General features: G+C 61.0%; 15 protein-coding genes. 6 read left to right on the top strand and 9 right to left on the bottom strand.

What is annotated here, in order from left to right; genetic code table 11:
* Nucleotides 1-11: 11 nt before the first annotated feature.
* The 6 genes from KGA81_RS27600 to KGA81_RS27575 all read right to left on the bottom strand — a co-directional run bounded on the left by KGA81_RS27600 (nucleotide 12) and on the right by KGA81_RS27575 (nucleotide 5562).
* Nucleotides 12-380 carry a cupin domain-containing protein gene (locus KGA81_RS27600; protein WP_223550396.1) on the bottom strand — a complete coding sequence of 123 codons (369 nt, stop codon included), beginning with the start codon at nucleotides 378-380 and terminating at the stop codon, nucleotides 12-14.
* Entirely contained in the window at nucleotides 373-1656 is a 1284-nt protein-coding gene (locus tag KGA81_RS27595) for a nucleotide disphospho-sugar-binding domain-containing protein (protein ID WP_223550393.1), read from the bottom strand. Before KGA81_RS27595 ends, KGA81_RS27600 begins: the two co-directional genes overlap by 8 nt.
* Before the next feature lie 32 nt (nucleotides 1657-1688).
* A complete protein-coding gene (locus tag KGA81_RS27590; protein ID WP_223550391.1) occupies nucleotides 1689-2768 on the bottom strand; it encodes an ABC transporter ATP-binding protein in 1080 nt (359 codons plus the stop codon).
* Nucleotides 2761-3567, bottom strand: coding sequence for an ABC transporter permease (locus KGA81_RS27585; protein WP_223550388.1), 807 nt, complete (start codon nucleotides 3565-3567; stop codon nucleotides 2761-2763). The genes KGA81_RS27590 and KGA81_RS27585 overlap by 8 nt, the downstream gene beginning before the upstream one ends.
* On the bottom strand, nucleotides 3564-4424 hold the full coding sequence (locus tag KGA81_RS27580; RefSeq protein ID WP_056727353.1) for an ABC transporter permease: 861 nt from the start codon (nucleotides 4422-4424) through the stop codon (nucleotides 3564-3566). The genes KGA81_RS27585 and KGA81_RS27580 overlap by 4 nt, the downstream gene beginning before the upstream one ends.
* A gap of 82 nt (nucleotides 4425-4506) precedes the next feature.
* Nucleotides 4507-5562, bottom strand: a complete 1056-nt coding sequence (locus KGA81_RS27575; RefSeq protein WP_223550385.1) for a spermidine/putrescine ABC transporter substrate-binding protein — start codon at nucleotides 5560-5562, stop codon at nucleotides 4507-4509.
* 254 nt (nucleotides 5563-5816) lie between these two features.
* Between KGA81_RS27575 and KGA81_RS27570 the strand changes: the two genes are divergently transcribed.
* From KGA81_RS27570 to KGA81_RS27555, 4 genes are all read left to right on the top strand, one after another.
* Nucleotides 5817-6749, top strand: a complete 933-nt coding sequence (locus KGA81_RS27570; RefSeq protein ID WP_223550383.1) for a GntR family transcriptional regulator — start codon at nucleotides 5817-5819, stop codon at nucleotides 6747-6749.
* 100 nt (nucleotides 6750-6849) lie between these two features.
* The gene (locus KGA81_RS27565; protein WP_223550381.1) at nucleotides 6850-8124 is read left to right on the top strand and encodes a nucleotide disphospho-sugar-binding domain-containing protein; all 1275 of its coding nucleotides are present in this window, start codon (nucleotides 6850-6852) and stop codon (nucleotides 8122-8124) included.
* A 70-nt stretch (nucleotides 8125-8194) separates the two neighbouring features.
* A complete protein-coding gene (locus KGA81_RS27560) occupies nucleotides 8195-9592 on the top strand; it encodes an NAD(P)/FAD-dependent oxidoreductase (protein WP_223550379.1) in 1398 nt (465 codons plus the stop codon).
* Between the two features lie 13 nt (nucleotides 9593-9605).
* Nucleotides 9606-9965: a cupin domain-containing protein gene (locus KGA81_RS27555; protein WP_223550377.1), complete on the top strand. Its 360-nt coding sequence runs from the start codon at nucleotides 9606-9608 to the stop codon at nucleotides 9963-9965.
* On the opposite strand, the gene KGA81_RS27550 is transcribed toward KGA81_RS27555, so the two are convergent.
* The 3 genes from KGA81_RS27550 to KGA81_RS27540 all read right to left on the bottom strand — a co-directional run bounded on the left by KGA81_RS27550 (nucleotide 9962) and on the right by KGA81_RS27540 (nucleotide 12207).
* The gene (locus KGA81_RS27550; protein ID WP_223550374.1) at nucleotides 9962-10999 is read right to left on the bottom strand and encodes a GGDEF domain-containing protein; all 1038 of its coding nucleotides are present in this window, start codon (nucleotides 10997-10999) and stop codon (nucleotides 9962-9964) included. The genes KGA81_RS27555 and KGA81_RS27550 overlap by 4 nt on opposite strands.
* 336 nt (nucleotides 11000-11335) lie before the next feature.
* Nucleotides 11336-11752, bottom strand: a complete 417-nt coding sequence (locus tag KGA81_RS27545) for an organic hydroperoxide resistance protein (protein ID WP_223550372.1) — start codon at nucleotides 11750-11752, stop codon at nucleotides 11336-11338.
* A gap of 125 nt (nucleotides 11753-11877) precedes the next feature.
* On the bottom strand, nucleotides 11878-12207 hold the full coding sequence (locus KGA81_RS27540) for a hypothetical protein (RefSeq protein ID WP_223550370.1): 330 nt from the start codon (nucleotides 12205-12207) through the stop codon (nucleotides 11878-11880).
* A 182-nt stretch (nucleotides 12208-12389) separates the two neighbouring features.
* On the opposite strand from KGA81_RS27540, the gene potE reads away from it, so the two are divergent.
* Nucleotides 12390-13799 (top strand): putrescine-ornithine antiporter, encoded by a 1410-nt coding sequence (gene potE, locus KGA81_RS27535; RefSeq protein WP_223550368.1) that lies wholly within the window; start codon nucleotides 12390-12392, stop codon nucleotides 13797-13799.
* Nucleotides 13796-16081: an Orn/Lys/Arg decarboxylase N-terminal domain-containing protein gene (locus tag KGA81_RS27530; RefSeq protein WP_223550366.1), complete on the top strand. Its 2286-nt coding sequence runs from the start codon at nucleotides 13796-13798 to the stop codon at nucleotides 16079-16081. Before potE ends, KGA81_RS27530 begins: the two co-directional genes overlap by 4 nt.
* Nucleotides 16082-16297: the final 216 nt, after the last annotated feature.

The following is a 16297-nucleotide window of genomic DNA, read 5'->3' as shown; positions in this document are numbered from 1 at the left end:
CAGGTTCAGGTTCAAGCCAGCATGTACACGTTGCGCAGGGTTTCCCGGACGTGGCATTCGCCCGTCCAGCCGGCCGGGAACAGCACCAGGGTGTTGGGGCGCACTTCAATCACTTCGCCGTTGTCGCTGCGGTACGTGGCGTGCCCCGCGATGAAGTGGCACAGCTCGTCCCGGGGAATCGACAGCCGCCAGCGCCCGGGGGTGCACACCCACAACCCGGTTTCCGGGCTGTTGTCCGGGCCCTTGAACAGCAAGCGCCCGCTGGAATGCGAGACGCCTTCGACGGCGTCGCTCTGCACGCCCCAGTCCACCAGGTCGGTGCGGCTGCTGACGGCTTCGAGGTACGGCGTGATACCCGCCGTGGTGGATGAATCAGGCATCGTTGAGCACCTTGTCGAGAATCGCGGCCGCGTCTTGCGGCCCCTTGCGTGATTGCATCTGCGCGCTGGTGCGCTGCAGGCGTTGGCGCATCGCCTCGTCGTTGAGGCACGCGTGGAGTTTTCCCGCGAGCTGTTCTTCGCTCCACTCATAGCGGTCGAGCTTGAAGCCATGGCCGCTTTCTTCGGCGCGCATGGCGTTGTCGTGGCCGTCCCAGACGTAGGACATGACAATCGCCGGTTTGCCGAAGAACAGGCACTCGGTAAAGCTGTTGTTGCCGCCGTGGTGGATCACCGCATCAACCTGGGCAATCACCGACGGCTGCGGGAACCAGTTGGAAATCTGCACGTTGTCCGGCAGGTCGGTGTATTCGTCGAGGTGCTCGCCAACATTGAACAGCGCCCGGTAAGGCAGCTTGCCCACCGCCTCGATCAGGCGCTTGAGCAACTCGACATCGCCGGAACCGAGGCTGCCGAAACTTGCGTACAGCAACGGCTTGTCGTTGTTGGCGCGAAACTGCGGAATCTCGTACGGGGTGTCGTGGCGCACGCAACCCTGCAGGTAATGGAAACGCTCGGCCGGCAGCGGATGGCGGCGGTCGAACTTGACCGCATCCGGGTACAGCAGCAGGTTCATGAACGGCGAGGCTTCAAAGAAGGTACCCAGCGGGTACGGCTCTTCACCGTGGGCCTGGAGGAACCGGTTGAAGTCCTCGTGGATCGGTCCGACCACTTCTTCGAAGCGCTGGCGGAATTGCGCGTGGCCGGCCTTGTCGTCGATGCTCATGCCTGACAGGTGCGGCGGGATATCCGGGTCTTCGATCTCGTTTTCCGAGCAGGAAATGATCCGCACCCACGGTTTGCCGTACTGCTTGATCGCCGGGAACAGGATCACGTTGTCGACGCAGATCAGGTCGGGCTTGACCTTGTCCAGCACCGCCGGCAGGTCCTTTTGCGCCCACTTGGCGGTTTCGACGATGGCCGCCCAGCATTCCTTGACGTAGTTGTCGATCTGCTCCAGCGGCGACTTGCGAAAATTCGGAATGTGGCCGTTGATGAAATCCACCCAATAGCGGGCCATCTCTTCGGCCGGCATCGGCGCCGACATATTCACCACGTGCTCTTCAAAACCATAACCGGCGTACACACCGCTCATGCCCGGGTCGGTGAGGAACACCGCTTTATGACCCAGGGCTTCACACGCCTGGGCGATACCCACTGAGTTCAGCGCCGGGCCGTAGGCGGCTTCGGGGAAGAATGCGATCACTTTCTGTTTCATCGAGTGCTGCTCCTGCCTGGTCTTTTTATTGTTCAGCGTGTCAATACGCGGGCATGCCGGGCCTGCCAGCCCAGCCGGATGGTCGTGTCGATTGCAAAATGGGCGAATTCGAACTGTGAGGACGGCACGCGTACGATCAGCGGCTTGTCGCTGAGGGGTGTCTGCACATGCAGGTTGGTGTCGAGACCGTGGTAGGCGACTTCGACGATCTTGCCGCTGACCTGATTGGCGCAATCGCCGCCCTGCTCCGTCAGCACTTGCAGGCGTTCGGGACGCACCACCACGGCGACGGATTGGCCGGTCACCAGCGGCGCGTCGGTTTCGACCCTCAGCTCCTGGCCGTTGACCCGTACCGAGTGCTGGCCCGAGCGCACGCCTTCAAGCAGGTTGCTGACGCCGATGAAGTTGGCGACAAAACGGCTGTTGGGGTTTTCGTAGAGTTCGGTCGGGCTGCCGCACTGGCACACCTTGCCGCCGTCGAGCACGGCCATGCGGTCGGACATCACCAGCGCTTCTTCCTGGTCGTGGGTGACGATGATGAACGTGATGCCGCTCTCGTGTTGCAGACGCTTGAGTTCCAGTTGCATCTTTTCCCGCAGCTTCTTGTCGAGGGCGCCCAAGGGCTCGTCGAGCAACAGCACCCGCGGACGCTTGACCAGTGCCCGGGCCAATGCCACTCGCTGGCGCTGGCCGCCGGAAAGCTGATCGGGCTTGCGTTCGGCCAGCTCGCCCAGTTGCGCTGTGCTCAGTACTTCATCGACCCGGCGACGGATTTCGCTTTCCGGCAGGCGCTCCATTTCCAGGCCGTAGGCAATGTTCTTGCGCACGGTCATGTTGGGAAACAGCGCGTAGGACTGGAACATCAGGTTCAGCGGACGCTTGTTGGCCGGCAGCGGCGAAATGTCATTGCCGTCCAGGTAGATGCAGCCACCGCTGGGGGTCTCGAAACCGGCGAGCATGCGCAGCAGCGTGGTCTTGCCGCAGCCCGACGGCCCGAGCAGCGCGAAGAACTCGTTCTCGCGGATGCTCAGCGACACCTCGTTGACCGCCAGGCCGTTGCCATAAGACTTGCTGACCTTATCCAGGATCAGTACCGCAGATGAATTATTCATGGGTGCGAGGAGCCTTGTTGAGACGCTGCGAAGCCAGCAGCGCGGTGATGCTGACCAGCATCACCAGCGTCGCCAGAGCGTTGATTTCCGGGGTGACGCCGAAGCGGATCATGGCGTAGATCTGCATGGGCAAGGTGGTGGACGCCTGGCCGGAGCCGGCGTTGAAAAAGGCGATGATGAATTCGTCCACCGACAGGGTGAACGACAGCAAGCCGCCGGCCAGCACGCCGGGAAAGATCACCGGCAACAGCACCCGACGGAACGTGGTGAACCAGCTCGCGCCAAGGTCGATCGAGGCTTCGAGGATCGAATAGTCGAAGTGCTTGAGCCGCGTGCGCACCACCGCGCAGACGAAGGCGATGTTGAACACCGCGTGGCTGATGATGATCGAGTGCAGCCCCAGGCCGACCTTGAGCAGGTTGAAAAAACTCAGCAGCGCAATCGCCAGCACGATGTCGGGAATGATCATCGGCGCCATCAGCAAGGTGTCGACCACCTGGCCTTTGTGGTTGTCCTTGCGGCGCAACTCGATGCCCAGCGCCAGGAACGTGCCGAGCACGCAGGCAATGAAGGTCGCCGACAACGCCACGATCAGCGTGTTGAGCGCTGCCGACAGAATCGCCGTGTTGTGCGCCAGTGCCGCGTACCATTTCAGCGAGACGCCGCCCCAGGCGGTGGGCAAGCCGGACTTGTTGAACGACAGCAGGATCAGCACCAGGATCGGTATATAAAGGAAGGCGTACACCAGACCCAGGTGCGAACCCAGCACGGTGCCGCTGACAGAACGCGACTGACTCATGAGCGCGCCCCTTCTGCACGACGGGCCACCAGGGCCTGGATGAACAACAGGATCAACATGATCGCGATCAGGAAGAAGCTCAGCGCCGCGCCGAACGGCCAGTCCCGCGCCGTGAGGAATTGCGAATAGATCAGGTTGCCGACCATCTGCACCTGCTTGCCGCCCAGCAAGTCGGCGGTGATGAAGTTGCCGATGCTCAGCACGAACACAAACACCGCACCCGCCGCGATACCCGGCACGCTCAGCGGCAGGATGATCCGGCGAAAGGTCATCCAGCCCGAGGCGCCGAGGTCTTTCGAGGCGTCCCACAGTTCGTTGTTGATCCGCGACAGCGACGAGAAAATCGCCAGGATTACAAAGGGGATGTAGTTGTAGACCAGCCCCAGCACTACGGACGATTCGGTGTACAGCAGGCTGATGGGTTCGCCGCTGTAGCCGAGCATTTGCAGCAGGCGGTTGATCAGGCCTTCGCGGTTGAGCAAGACGATCCAGGCATAGGTGCGGATCAGGTAATTGCTCCAGAACGGCAGCATCACCAGAAACAGATACACCGCCTGACGCCGCCGTGGCGCCCGGGCAATCGCATAGGCCGCCGGGTAGCCGATCAACACCGCGAACACCGTGGCCAGCCCGGCGATTTTCGCCGACTTGAGCAGGATGCCCAGGTACAGCGGATCGAACGCACGCTGGTAGTTTTCCCAGGTGAACAACCAGTCGATGCCACCATAGGCACCGCGTTCGACGAAGCTGTAGACCAGCACCAGCAGGCACGGAATCACCAGGAACATCAGCAGCCAGCCAAAGCCGGGCGCAAGAAGCCAGGCCGACAGACGCCTGTCAGCATGCAAAGCACTCATTAACCCTATCCTCCCGCTTCAGGACACAAGCGGCTTGCGAGCGTGGCGAGGCATGCCTGGCATGCCCCGGATCGACGTGGCGTCAGTTCTGCGCCGCCATGATTTCGGTGACCGCGCGGGTGTAGGCCTTTTGCGTGGTGCCGCCCAAGTCGCGCAATTGCTCCATTTTCAGCAGCTCGGCGGGGGCGATGGTCAGGTTGGGGTATTGCTTGAGCAAGTCAGCCGATAAGCCGGCCATGGCCGCCTGGTTGGGGACTTTGTAGAGGATGTTTTCAGCGACCCAGGCGTGGTTGTCCTTGGCCAGCATGAAGTTGATGAACTTGAAGGCTTCGTCCTGGTGCTTCGAATTCTTGAGCACCACCATGGTGTCCACCCACAGGTCGGAACCTTCTTTGGGCACCACGAACCTGATCGCCGCGTTGGCCTGGGTGCCGTAGTTGCACCAGCCGTCCCAGGCGTGGGCCATCAGCGATTCACCGGAGGCCAGTTTGGAATAGAAGGTGGTGTCGTCGAAGGAGAGAATGCGTTTCTTGGTGGCGATCAGTTGATCGCGAACCGCGGCGATTTGCGCGGGGTCGCTGTCGTTGACCGACCAGCCCTTGGCGAGGAAACCGGCACCGAGCATCCAGCGGTCGGTGGCGAGCATCGTCACCTTGCCCTTGAGGGCATCGCTCGGATTGAGCAGCTCGTTCCAGCTCTGCGGCGCTGGCGTCACCTTGTCGGAGCGGTAGCAGATGCCGGTGGTACCCCAGGTGTAAGGCACGGAGAACCGGTTGCCCTGGTCATATTCCAGGTGAGTGGCTTCGGGGTAGAGGTTTTTCAGGTTGGGGACCCGGACCGGATCGATGTCCGCCAGCAGCCCCTGCTTGTGCAGGACTTCGGCGAAAGGCGAAGAGACGAACACCACGTCGTACCCTTCACCGCCGGACGCCATCAGCTTGCCCATGATTTCTTCGTTGGTGGCGTGCAGCGCCTTGTCGACGTCCACACCGCTGGCAGCCTTGAACTTCTCCAGCGCATCCGGGGCCATGTAGCCGTCCCAGATGGAAATCACCATGTCTTTCGCACTTGCAACCTGTGAAGCGAACGCCAGGGAAACGGCCACCCCCACGCACAGAAGATCATTCAGCTTGCTCATAAATACTCACCCGACGATTGTTTATTGTTGTGTTCGAAGGCAGTACGGCAAAACGAGAAACGATTGCTGGTGTTTTTTTTTAGAAATTAGGACCAGTATCAAAAGATGTCAACGCCTTTTTCCGATTCTTCGCAGATAGCGGAATATCTGTAGGGGAAGGCGTACACCGTCAGGGTGTTACAACCTGACCATTGAGCGGCGCATGGCATAAGATGAGCACCTGATTCACCAGCGACCAAACCGAGATAAGACGCTTGAGCACAACAGCCGAAAAAAAACCGCGCACCAATCACCTGGAACTGGCCCGGCGCATTCTCGAGCACACTCAGGAAAGCGGCCTGGTGGCTGGCGACCCGGTGGCCGAACAGGCCCTGGCCCGGACCTTCCAGGTCTCGCGCACGCTGATTCGCGGCGCGTTGAAAGTGCTGCTGGAAGAAAACCTGCTGAGTCATGAAGCCGGCAAGGGTTACCGATTGCTGGCCTCGCCGGCGAGCCAGGCCTTCAATGCCACCCTGCCGCAAGCCGAGGAAGAAGAACTGGCCGCCTCGGTACTGCGCGATCGCATGGCCGGGCGCCTGGGCGACAGCATCAGCATCAGCGAACTGATGCGCCGCTACGACATCGGCCGGCCAGCGGCACAAAAGGCCCTGCAGCAATTGAGCGAAAGCCAGGCCATCGAGCGCGGCCCCGGCCAGTCCTGGCTGTTTCGCCCGTCACTGAATAGCCTGGCAGCCCTCGAAGAAAGCCTGAAATTCCGCCTTATTCTCGAACCCGAAGCCTTGCTCAGCCCGAACTTCAATGCCGACCCGCAACGCCTTGCCCTGCTGCGTAGCGCCATGCAAAGCCTGCTCTCGAGCCCCGTGGAAAATTTCGACATCCAGCAGTTTCGCGAGCTGGACATCAGCTTTCACGAACTGCTGGCCCAGAGCTGCGGCAACCGCTTCATCAGCGATGCCCTGCTCCAGCACCAGGGCCTGCGGCGCCTGCCGAACCTGCTGCCATCGGTGAGCGTGCACCGCCTGCAGGAAGCGCTGCGCGAACACTTGCAAATCATCGCGCAGATCGAACGCGGGCAGATGGAGATCGCCGCCGACCTGCTGCGCCTGCACCTGCGTCTGAGCGCCGCGCAACGCCCGCAAACCGCCAACCGCGGCATTCCGCAAAGCCATCTGTTTGGGCGTCGCTAACCGACTCGCAAAAACATGATGATTTTTTTTTAAAAATAAGACAGCATCAAAAACACCTTCAGGAACGGCGGGTCTGACCCGCCATGGACAGTCCCTCGCCATGCAAAAACAAAAACTTATCGCCCTGTTTCCGGAAGCCAGTTTTGGCGCGGCCTTGAACTGCATTGGTATCGCCCAGTCGCTGCGTGAGCTGGGCGCCAGGCCGGTGTTCATCTGCCATGAACATTTCCAGGGATTGTTCGCCGAATACGGTTTCGACGAATACCCGATTCCGCAAGTGAGCCCATTGTCGGCGGCGGAACACCAGCACTACTGGGAACGCTTCATCGAGCGCAGCATTCCGTACTTCGACCAGACCCCGCTGGCACAGATCGACAGTTACGTGGCGCCAGCCTGGGAAGCGATCATCGACACCGCGATCGAAGCGGAAAAACCCTTGCAGCAGTTGCTCGCACGCCTCAAGCCCGACGCGATCGTGCTCGACAACGTGGTGATGTTCCCGGCCATCGCCAACGCCGGTTGCCCCTGGGTGCGAGTGGTGTCCTGCGCCGAAACCGAACTGCCGGATGCAGCCGTTCCGCCGTACCTGTCCGGGTGCCTGGCCAGTGACACCAAGGCCTGCGAGCGCTACTCCGAGCAGTACCTGAAGGCGGTTGCACCGACCCATGAACGCTTTTCGCAATTTCTCCTGAACAACAATACGGCACCCTGCCCTGCGGGGCAGTTCCTCACCGATTCGCCGTGGCTGAACCTGCTGCTGTCGCCGACGCCAGTGCGCTACGAACGCCAGCAACCGCTGGACCCGCAGCGCTACGTCTACCTCGACGGCTGCGTACGACGGGAAGCGCCGTACATCGTGCCGGACTTTCCACGGCACAACGACGCGCCGCTGATCTACCTCAGCTTCGGCAGCCTCGGCGCCGCCGACACCGGGATGATGAAGCGCCTGATCAGCACTATCGAAACCTTGCCGTACCGCTTCCTGGTCAACGTCGGCGCCTACCGCGGCATGTACACCACCGTGCCGGACAACGTGTACCTCGACAGCTGGTTTGCCCAGCCGGCGGTGCTCAAGGAATGCGATGCATTCATCCACCACGGCGGTAACAACAGCTTCTGCGAAGCGCTGTACTTTGGCCTGCCGTCGCTGATCATCCCCTATTGCTGGGACGGCCACGACAACGCCGCCCGCGCCGAGGAAGTCGGTGTCGGCCGCTATCTGCCGCGCTTTGCAGATCCCGTGGCCGCCCTGCCCGCCGCCCTCGAACAGTTGCTGGCCGACCAAGCGATGAAACAACGCCTCAAATCGTTCAGCGAGCGCATGCAGGCGACCCGTGGCACCGACATTGCCGCGCGCGCGATTCTTGACCTCTAGCCAAAACAACAAAAACCGTCGGGCAACCGAATGCAATCGTCGCTGCCCGACACACCGCCGGAGTTTCAGCATGAATGCCCCACCGCGTCTCGACTCCCTCGACCACGTCCTGCCCCATCCCTTCTGGCAGGACACCGTCACCCCGCCGCCCGCCGCACCTTCCGTAGCCGGAACGGTGCAATGCGACCTGGCGGTGGTCGGCGGTGGATTTACCGGATTGTGGACGGCGCTGCAGGCGCGCCAGCGTAGCCCCGGGCTGAGCATCGCGATCATCGAGGCGCGCCGTTGCGGCGGTGAGGCCAGCGGGCGCAACGGCGGTTTCTGCGCGCCGAGCATCTCCCATGGCGTCTCCAACGCGCTCAAGCGTTGGCCGGATGAAGCAGAGCAACTGATCCGCCTGGGCCGGCAGAACTTCGATGAACTGGCCGCCGACCTGGATCGTTTCGGCATGCAGGTCGAGTTCGAGCGCCAGGGCAAACTCAACGTCGCCAGCCAGCCGTGGCAGGTCGACGGGCTACGCTCGATGCAGCGTAACTACGCGCGGTTCGGCATTGACTGCCAGTGGCTGGAAGGCCGCGATCTGGCACGGAAACTCGACTCCCGAGCGTATGCGGCCGGCCTGTTCGAACCCAATTACGCCCTGCTCAACCCAGCAAAGATGGCTGCCGAACTGCGCCGCGTTTGCCTTGAGCAAGGCATTCAACTGTTCGAAAACAGCCCGGTCCTGCAACTGAATGCGGACAAAGACAATTTGCGCCTGCGTACGGAAAGCGGCGAAGTGACCGCTGGAAAAATCGCCCTGGCCACCAACATTGCCCCGCCGCTGCTCGGCCATCTGGCATCGAGCGTGATCCCGGTCTACGACTACAGCCTGATCAGCGAACCGTTGAGCGATGCGCAACTGCAAGCCATCGGCTGGACCGGGCGCTACGGCATCGCCGACGCCGGCAACCAGTTCCACTACCTGCGCAAGACCGCCGACAACCGCATTCTCTGGGCCGGCTTTGATGCCATCTACCATTTCGGCGGACGCCGCGACGAGGCACTGACCCAGCGCCCGCAAAGCTTCCAGCGCCTGGCCGAACAGTTTCGACAGACTTTTCCGGCCCTGGGGGATGTGCGTTTCAGCCATGCCTGGGGCGGCATCATCGACACCTCCGCACGCACCACGATGTTTACCGGTTGCGAACACCAGGGCCGTGTCGCCTATGCCTTGGGCTTCACCGGGCAAGGGGTGTCCGCCAGTCGCTTTGCCGCACTGAACATGCTCGACCTGCTGGCCGGCGAGCGCACCGAACGCACTGAGTTGCTGATGACCTCCAAGGCGCCATTCCGCTTTCCGCCCGAACCCTTGCGTTACGTCGGGGTGAAGCTGGCCCAACGCTCACTGGCGCGCGAAGACCGCGACGGTCACCGCGACCTGCTGCTCAAGTCCTTCGATGCCTTTGGCATCGGCTTCGATTCCTGATCCGGAGACCACCATGTCCACAGCCCTGCCCCGGCATGTCCTCGACTTCGCCAGCGACCTTGCCCCCCGTGAAACTGAAATCAACGACCCGGCCGTGGTCGACGCGCCTTATCGCAGCAAGAGTTGGCGGCACTTCGTGGCACCCGGCAAAAACGCCGTGGCCGGCATCTGGGAGGCGGGACCGCACCGGGAGCGCTGCCAGTGCGATTACGATGAGCTGTGTCACATTCTGCAAGGCACCGTGCGACTGACCGATGCCGAGGGCGTTGCGCGCACATTCGGCCCCGGTGATTCGTTCGTGGTCGCCAGCGGGTTCAATGGCACCTGGGAAAACCTCACCCCGGTGCGCAAGGTCTACTTCATCCTCGGCTAACGTACCTGATTACGCCCGTTGCGCTTGGCCTGATACAGCGCATCGTCGGCACGGGTCAGCAGGCTCTCCGGCGTGTCACCGGGTTGAGCATGAGCCACGCCGAACGACGCGGTGATGGTGTCCAGCACCGTGTCGGTGCCCCGGGCCTTGACCCGCAGCGCCTGGACTTTCAGGCGCAGGCGTTCGGCAAAGACAGCAGCGGCCGCCACATCCGGGCAATCCTTGAGCACGACACAGAATTCTTCACCACCGTAACGCGCGGCAATGGCCTCGGCCGGCAGTGAGTCACGCAACACCCGGGCGACATGCTGAAGCACGCGGTCGCCCAGGGGATGGCCGTACTGGTCGTTGAAGTGTTTAAAGTGGTCGATATCCAGCATCACCAGCGCCACGCCGGTCGCCGCGTTGCTCATCGCCTGCTCGAACTTGCGGTTGAAGGTGGCACGGTTGAGCAATTCGGTCAGGCCATCGAGGCTCGCGGCCAATTGGGCGCGCTCCAGTTTGTCCCGCAGGCTTTTGATCTCGTGTTGCGCCGACTGCAACCGGGAGAGGAAGTGCTCCTGCTGACTTTGCATCAGTTGGGTGCTTTGTTGCAGCTGGATCAGGATGCTCGGCAACCGCTCGTTGGCGGGCTCTTCAAGCATTTGCAGGTATTGGTCGAGGTTGGCCTGGAAATTCTGATTGCCCTTCACGCTGCGCGATACATCGCGCTCCATATCGTCGACCAGGTTGATCGCTTCCTGTTGCCCGGAACGGGCGTCCGCCAGTTCGTCGCGGATTATGTACTCGCGAAACAGTCTGGCGGCCGACTCCGGCGGGAAATAGTCGAAGTCATTGACCACCCGGTCCAGGTGCCGATTGAGTTCCGGCTCCTGGCCTTTGCTGTAGGTGTACCAGAGCGCGTAGTGCACCGGGTTGGGCGCAATGTTGTGACGAACCATCAGCGGCACTGCCTGCTTGAGCAACGCAGCCGCCTCGCGGGAGTCTTCTGGATACAGCGCTAGAACAGTCGCACGCGTGTCTGATTGGCTCATGGTTTCACTGTGGTGGTTTTTATTTGGCGATTGGCAACCGCGCTGAGCATAACCATACGCCCGAAAAACGACCATCCTGACTTGCCACAATTCAATCCGGTTTACAGCATCCGGCGTCGAAACCACTGGATGAGCCGGCAGAAAAAATGGACCAACTCACCGTTAAAGCTGAACGACACCCTCTCCCACAGGTATTGCCAAAGAAACAGCCCTCGGAAATGCACCGTCGCCGACCAACTCAACGTCCGTGGTTCGCCCTGGACCAGGTAATGGTTGGTGGCGAGCTTCAGGTCTTGGCGCCCCCCCTGTCGTTCGCCAAGACCTTTTCATGCCGACTCAAACCAGCTTGAGCGCGACGTTGATGTTGTTGCGCGTGGCTTTCGAGTACGGGCAATACTGGTGCCCGGTGTCGACGATTTTTTGCGCGGTTTCGCGATCCAGCCCTGGCAGGCTGACATTGAGTCGCGCCTGGAGCAGGTAGCCGCCTTCATTGGTGCCCAGGTCGACTTCGGCATCGACGGCCACATCCTTGGGCAACGCCACGTTCATTTCCCTGGCCGCAAGCTGCATGGCGCCGATAAAACAGGCTGACCATCCGGCAGAAAACAGTTGCTCCGGGTTAGTACCGCCACCGCCCGCACCAGGCGACGACAGCTTCACATCGAGGATTCCGTCGGAGCTGCGGGAGGCGCCGTCACGCCCGCCGGTGGTATGGGTCTTGGCGGTGTACAACACTTTATCGATCTGGTTCATGATGACCTCCTGATTGAGTTGTAAAAAAACCGGCTTCAACACCCCATCGGGTCGCCGGGATGGACAATAAATATAGACGTCACACGCCCACACCGTGGTCGATCCGACCAGCGCCCGTTTCTTCTTTATTTACGCGCCAACTTGTACCTGACGCAGTCCTCATAAAAGCTCTGCCGTACAGCCGCAGGCTTGAATCTCGACGGACTGTCATAAGTTTGCTCTGTAATGCCAAGTGCCATCATGCGCATCCAGGTTTTGGCGAATTTGTAGACCTGGATTTTCTGGCGCGCGGCATACAGCGAAACGCCTGAAAGCTTGAGTTCCTGTGCCCTTGCGGCGGTGCCCGCCCCCCAACTGCACATGTACTGATCATTGCTGGCCAGTTCTTTGGCTTGAGCCGAATTGGCTACACCCGCAACTATTAGCGGGATTAACGCGATCCATGTCTTGCGCATCTTGACCTATTTAACTGGCTGAAAATGAACTAATTTTGCTGAGGATTTTTAAACTTGGGGGCCAGCATCGTGCCTTTTCTGCAAATTAATGCAAAAACCAGACGGGTAATGTCATTTCTTGCGGGTTTTCAATCCTTTGCTATAGCTAAGACTCTCAATCGCCAACTAAGTGAGGCAACGGAATGTCAGTCGCAAAGAAAATGAGTGTGGGGCAACTGACAATGTTGACCGCCGTCAACATGTTAGGCTCAGGCATTGTGCTGCTACCGACGAAACTCGCGGAAGTTGGTGCAATTTCGATTCTCTCCTGGCTGGTGACGGCCACCGGCTCCCTCGCTCTGGCCTACGCCTTTGCGCGATGCGGGATGCTCAGCCGCAAGACCGGCGGCATGGGCGGTTATGCCGAATACACGTTCGGTAAAGCGGGTAACTACATCACCAACTACACCTACGGTCTCTCGCTGTTGATTGCCAACGTCGCGATCAGTATTACAGCGGTTGGTTATATCCAGGTGTTGTTCGGGATAAAACTGGATTCCCTGCAAGTAGGCCTGGCGACCATTGCGCTGTTGTGGATCACCACTTTCGCCAACTTTGGCGGCGCGAGCATTACCGGCCGGATCGGTGCGATCACGGTCTGGGGTGTAATTGCACCTGTAGTGCTGGTATCCACGGTGGGCTGGTTCTGGTTCGACAGCAGCGTTTACGCCGCTGGCTGGAACCCTCACGACAAGGGCTGGTTCGAAGCGGCCGGCGCCTCGGTGGCGATCACCCTGTGGGCCTTCCTCGGCCTGGAATCGGCTTGCGCCAACACCGACGCGGTGGAAAACCCTGAGCGCAACGTACCGATTGCCGTGCTGGGCGGCACCCTGGGTGCGGCGGTGATCTACATCGTCTCCACCAACGTCATCTTCGGTATCGTCGGCAACGAAGAACTGGTCGCGTCCACCGCACCGTTCGGCCTGGTGTTCGCCAAGATGTTCACCCCGATGGTCGGGGACATCGTGATGGCGGCCATGGTGCTCGCCTGCATCGGTTCGCTGTTGGGTTGGCAGTTCACCATTGCCCAGGTGTACAAAAGCTCGGCGGACACCGGTTACTTCCTGTCGATCTTCGCCAAGGCCAACAAGGCGGGAACGCCGATTGTCGGCATGCTGGTCCTGCTCGCCGCACAGACCGCGCTGGCCCTGCTCACCATCAGCCCCGACCTGAGCAAGCAGTTCGACACCCTGGTCAACCTCGCGGTGGTCACCAACCTGGTGCCTTACATCCTGTCCATGGCCGCGCTGATGACCATGCAGAAAGTCTCCAACGTGCCGGAAGGCAAGGCGCTGGCAACCAACGTCATTGCCCTGATCGCGGCGGCCTACAGCTACCTGGCGCTGTACAGCTCCGGCGAGCAGGCGCTGATGCTGGGCGGCGTGGCGACCATCGCTGGTTACACCCTGTTCGGCTTCGTCAACAACCGCCTGATCCGCCTCGAAGCACTCAACAACAGCGTACCGACGCAAACCGTCAGCGCGCAGCACCTCACTGCCGAGCCAGTGCCGGTGAATAATCTGAATACAGCAATTATGGAGGTTCAAGCATGACGGAATATAAACACTCGCTGGGCATGCTGGCGCTACTGGTCAGCAGTGCGCCGGACAAGCGAACGGTGTTCGGCCGTGCCCTGGACCAACTGGTCCACGACGTAGAGGGCCGTGGTGTCAGTGTACTGGCCTCGGAAAGCCTCACCGATGCCGCCTCGATCCTGCGCTCGGACCCGGCCATTCAATGCGTGCTCATCCGGTGGGAAATGGACACCAGCGAAGGCCACGCCGATTGCACCAGATTGCTGGTCAAGCTACGCGAGCGCAACACCCGGGTACCGGTGTTTCTGATCAGCGACCGTACCACCGCGTCGACCATTCCGTTATTGGTCATGCAACACGCCGACGACTTCATCTGGCTGCCCGAGGACACCTCGCGCTTCCTCAGCGGGCGCATCCTGGCCGCTATCGAACGCTATCGCCAGGCTGCCCTGCCGCCGATGTTCGGCGCGCTGGTGAAGTTCGCCCGCAACTATGAATACTCGTGGCACACCCCTGGGCATGCCGGTGGCACGGCATTCCTGAAAAGCACCGCTGGTCGGGCCTTCTACGAGTTCTTCGGCGAAAATCTGCTGCGTTCCGACCTGTCGATCTCGGTCGGCGAACTGGGCTCCCTGCTCGATCACAGCGGCCCGATCGGCCAGGGCGAACGCTATGCCGCCAAGGTCTTTGGCGCGCACCGCACGTACTACGTGACCAACGGTTCGTCGATGTCCAACCGCGTCATCCTCATGGCCAGCGTCACGCGCAATCAGATCGCCCTGTGCGACCGCAATTGCCACAAGTCCGCCGAACATGCGATGACCCTGTCCGGGGCGATTCCGACCTACCTGGTGCCGACCCGCAACCGCTACGGCATCATCGGCCCGATCCTGCCGCAGACCCTGAGCGCCGAAGGCGTGCAAGCCGCCATCGCCGACAATCCGCTGGTCAAGCAAGGCATCGACCCGACGCCGGTGCACGCCATTGTCACCAACTCCACCTACGACGGCCTGACCTACAACGTCACCCGTGTCGAAGAGCTGCTGGGCGAAAGTGTCGACCGTCTGCACTTCGACGAAGCCTGGTACGGTTATGCGCGCTTCAACCCGCTGTACAGCGGTCGCCATGCCATGCACGGCAACCCGGCCGATCACGACAAGTCCAGGCCGACCGTGTTCGCCACCCAGTCGACCCACAAGCTGCTGGCCGCCCTGTCCCAGGCCTCGATGATCCACGTACGTGACGGCCGTAACCCGATCGAACATGCGCGCTTCAACGAGTCGTACATGATGCACGCCTCGACCTCGCCGAACTACGCGATCATGGCCTCCTGCGACGTCAGCTCGGCGATGATGGAAGCGCCGAGCGGGCAGATCCTCACCAACGAGTCGATCGAAGAAGCCATCAGCTTCCGCCAGGTGCTCTCGCGCATGCACAACGAGATGCTGAGCAAGGATGACTGGTTCTTCACCTGCTGGCAGCCGCCGACCGTACAGGTTGGCGCAGCGACCGTGCCGTTCCATGAGGTTGACCCGGCTACGCTCAAAACCGATCCGAACTGCTGGGTCCTGCACCCGAACGCGGTATGGCACGGCTTCGGCGACATCGAAGACGGCTACTGCATGCTCGACCCGATCAAGGTTTCGGTACTTGCCCCGGGCATGGGCGACGACGGCAACCTGCTCGCCAACGGCATCCCCGCCTGCGTGGTCACCGCGTACCTGGGTCGCCAGGGTATCGTGGTCGAGAAAACCACCGATTTCACCATCCTGTTCCTGTTCTCCATCGGCATCACCAAAGGCAAGTGGGGCACGCTGCTCAACGCCCTGCTCGACTTCAAGCGCGATTACGACGACAACGCCGAGCTCGAGCTGTGCCTGCCCGATCTGTACAACGCCAACCAGCATCGCTATGCCGGCATGGGCCTGAAGGATCTGGCTGACGAAATCTTCGCCGCCATGAAGCAACACAAGACCACCGCCAACATGTCCCAGGCCTTCGGCACCCTGCCAAAAGCCGAGTTCAGCCCGGTGGAGGCCTACGAAAAACTGGTGCGCAACGACATCGAGCTGGTCACCCTCAACGAAGCCGCCGGGCGCCTCGCCGCCACCGGTATCGTGCCCTACCCGCCAGGCATTCCGTTGCTCATGCCAGGCGAGAACGCAGGGCCTGCGGACGGTCCGTTACTGGCGTATCTCAAGGCACTGGAAGCCTTCGACAAATCCTTCCCCGGGTTCACCCATGACACCCACGGGATCGAAGTCGAGGACGGCGTTTATCGGATGCTGGTGTTGAAGTGAGGTAAGCGAGACCAAGGAGCGAGCTTGCTCGCGATAGCGTTTTTGCAGCCAACATCTCTGTTGCCTGACACTCCGCCATCGCGAGCAAGCTGAACTGGCCTAATGATTTTGGACACTTCAATCGGGCGCTATGATGGCGCCCAAATCTGAGGTGTTTGGATATGCGTAAATCTTATTCCAGTGAGTTCAAGCTCAAAGCTGCCAGCATGGTGCTGG

Origin of the sequence: Pseudomonas sp. A-B-19, from assembly GCF_019947515.1 — a bacterium.
Lineage (GTDB): Bacteria > Pseudomonadota > Gammaproteobacteria > Pseudomonadales > Pseudomonadaceae > Aquipseudomonas.
This window is presented reverse-complemented; position numbering and strand designations above follow the sequence as displayed.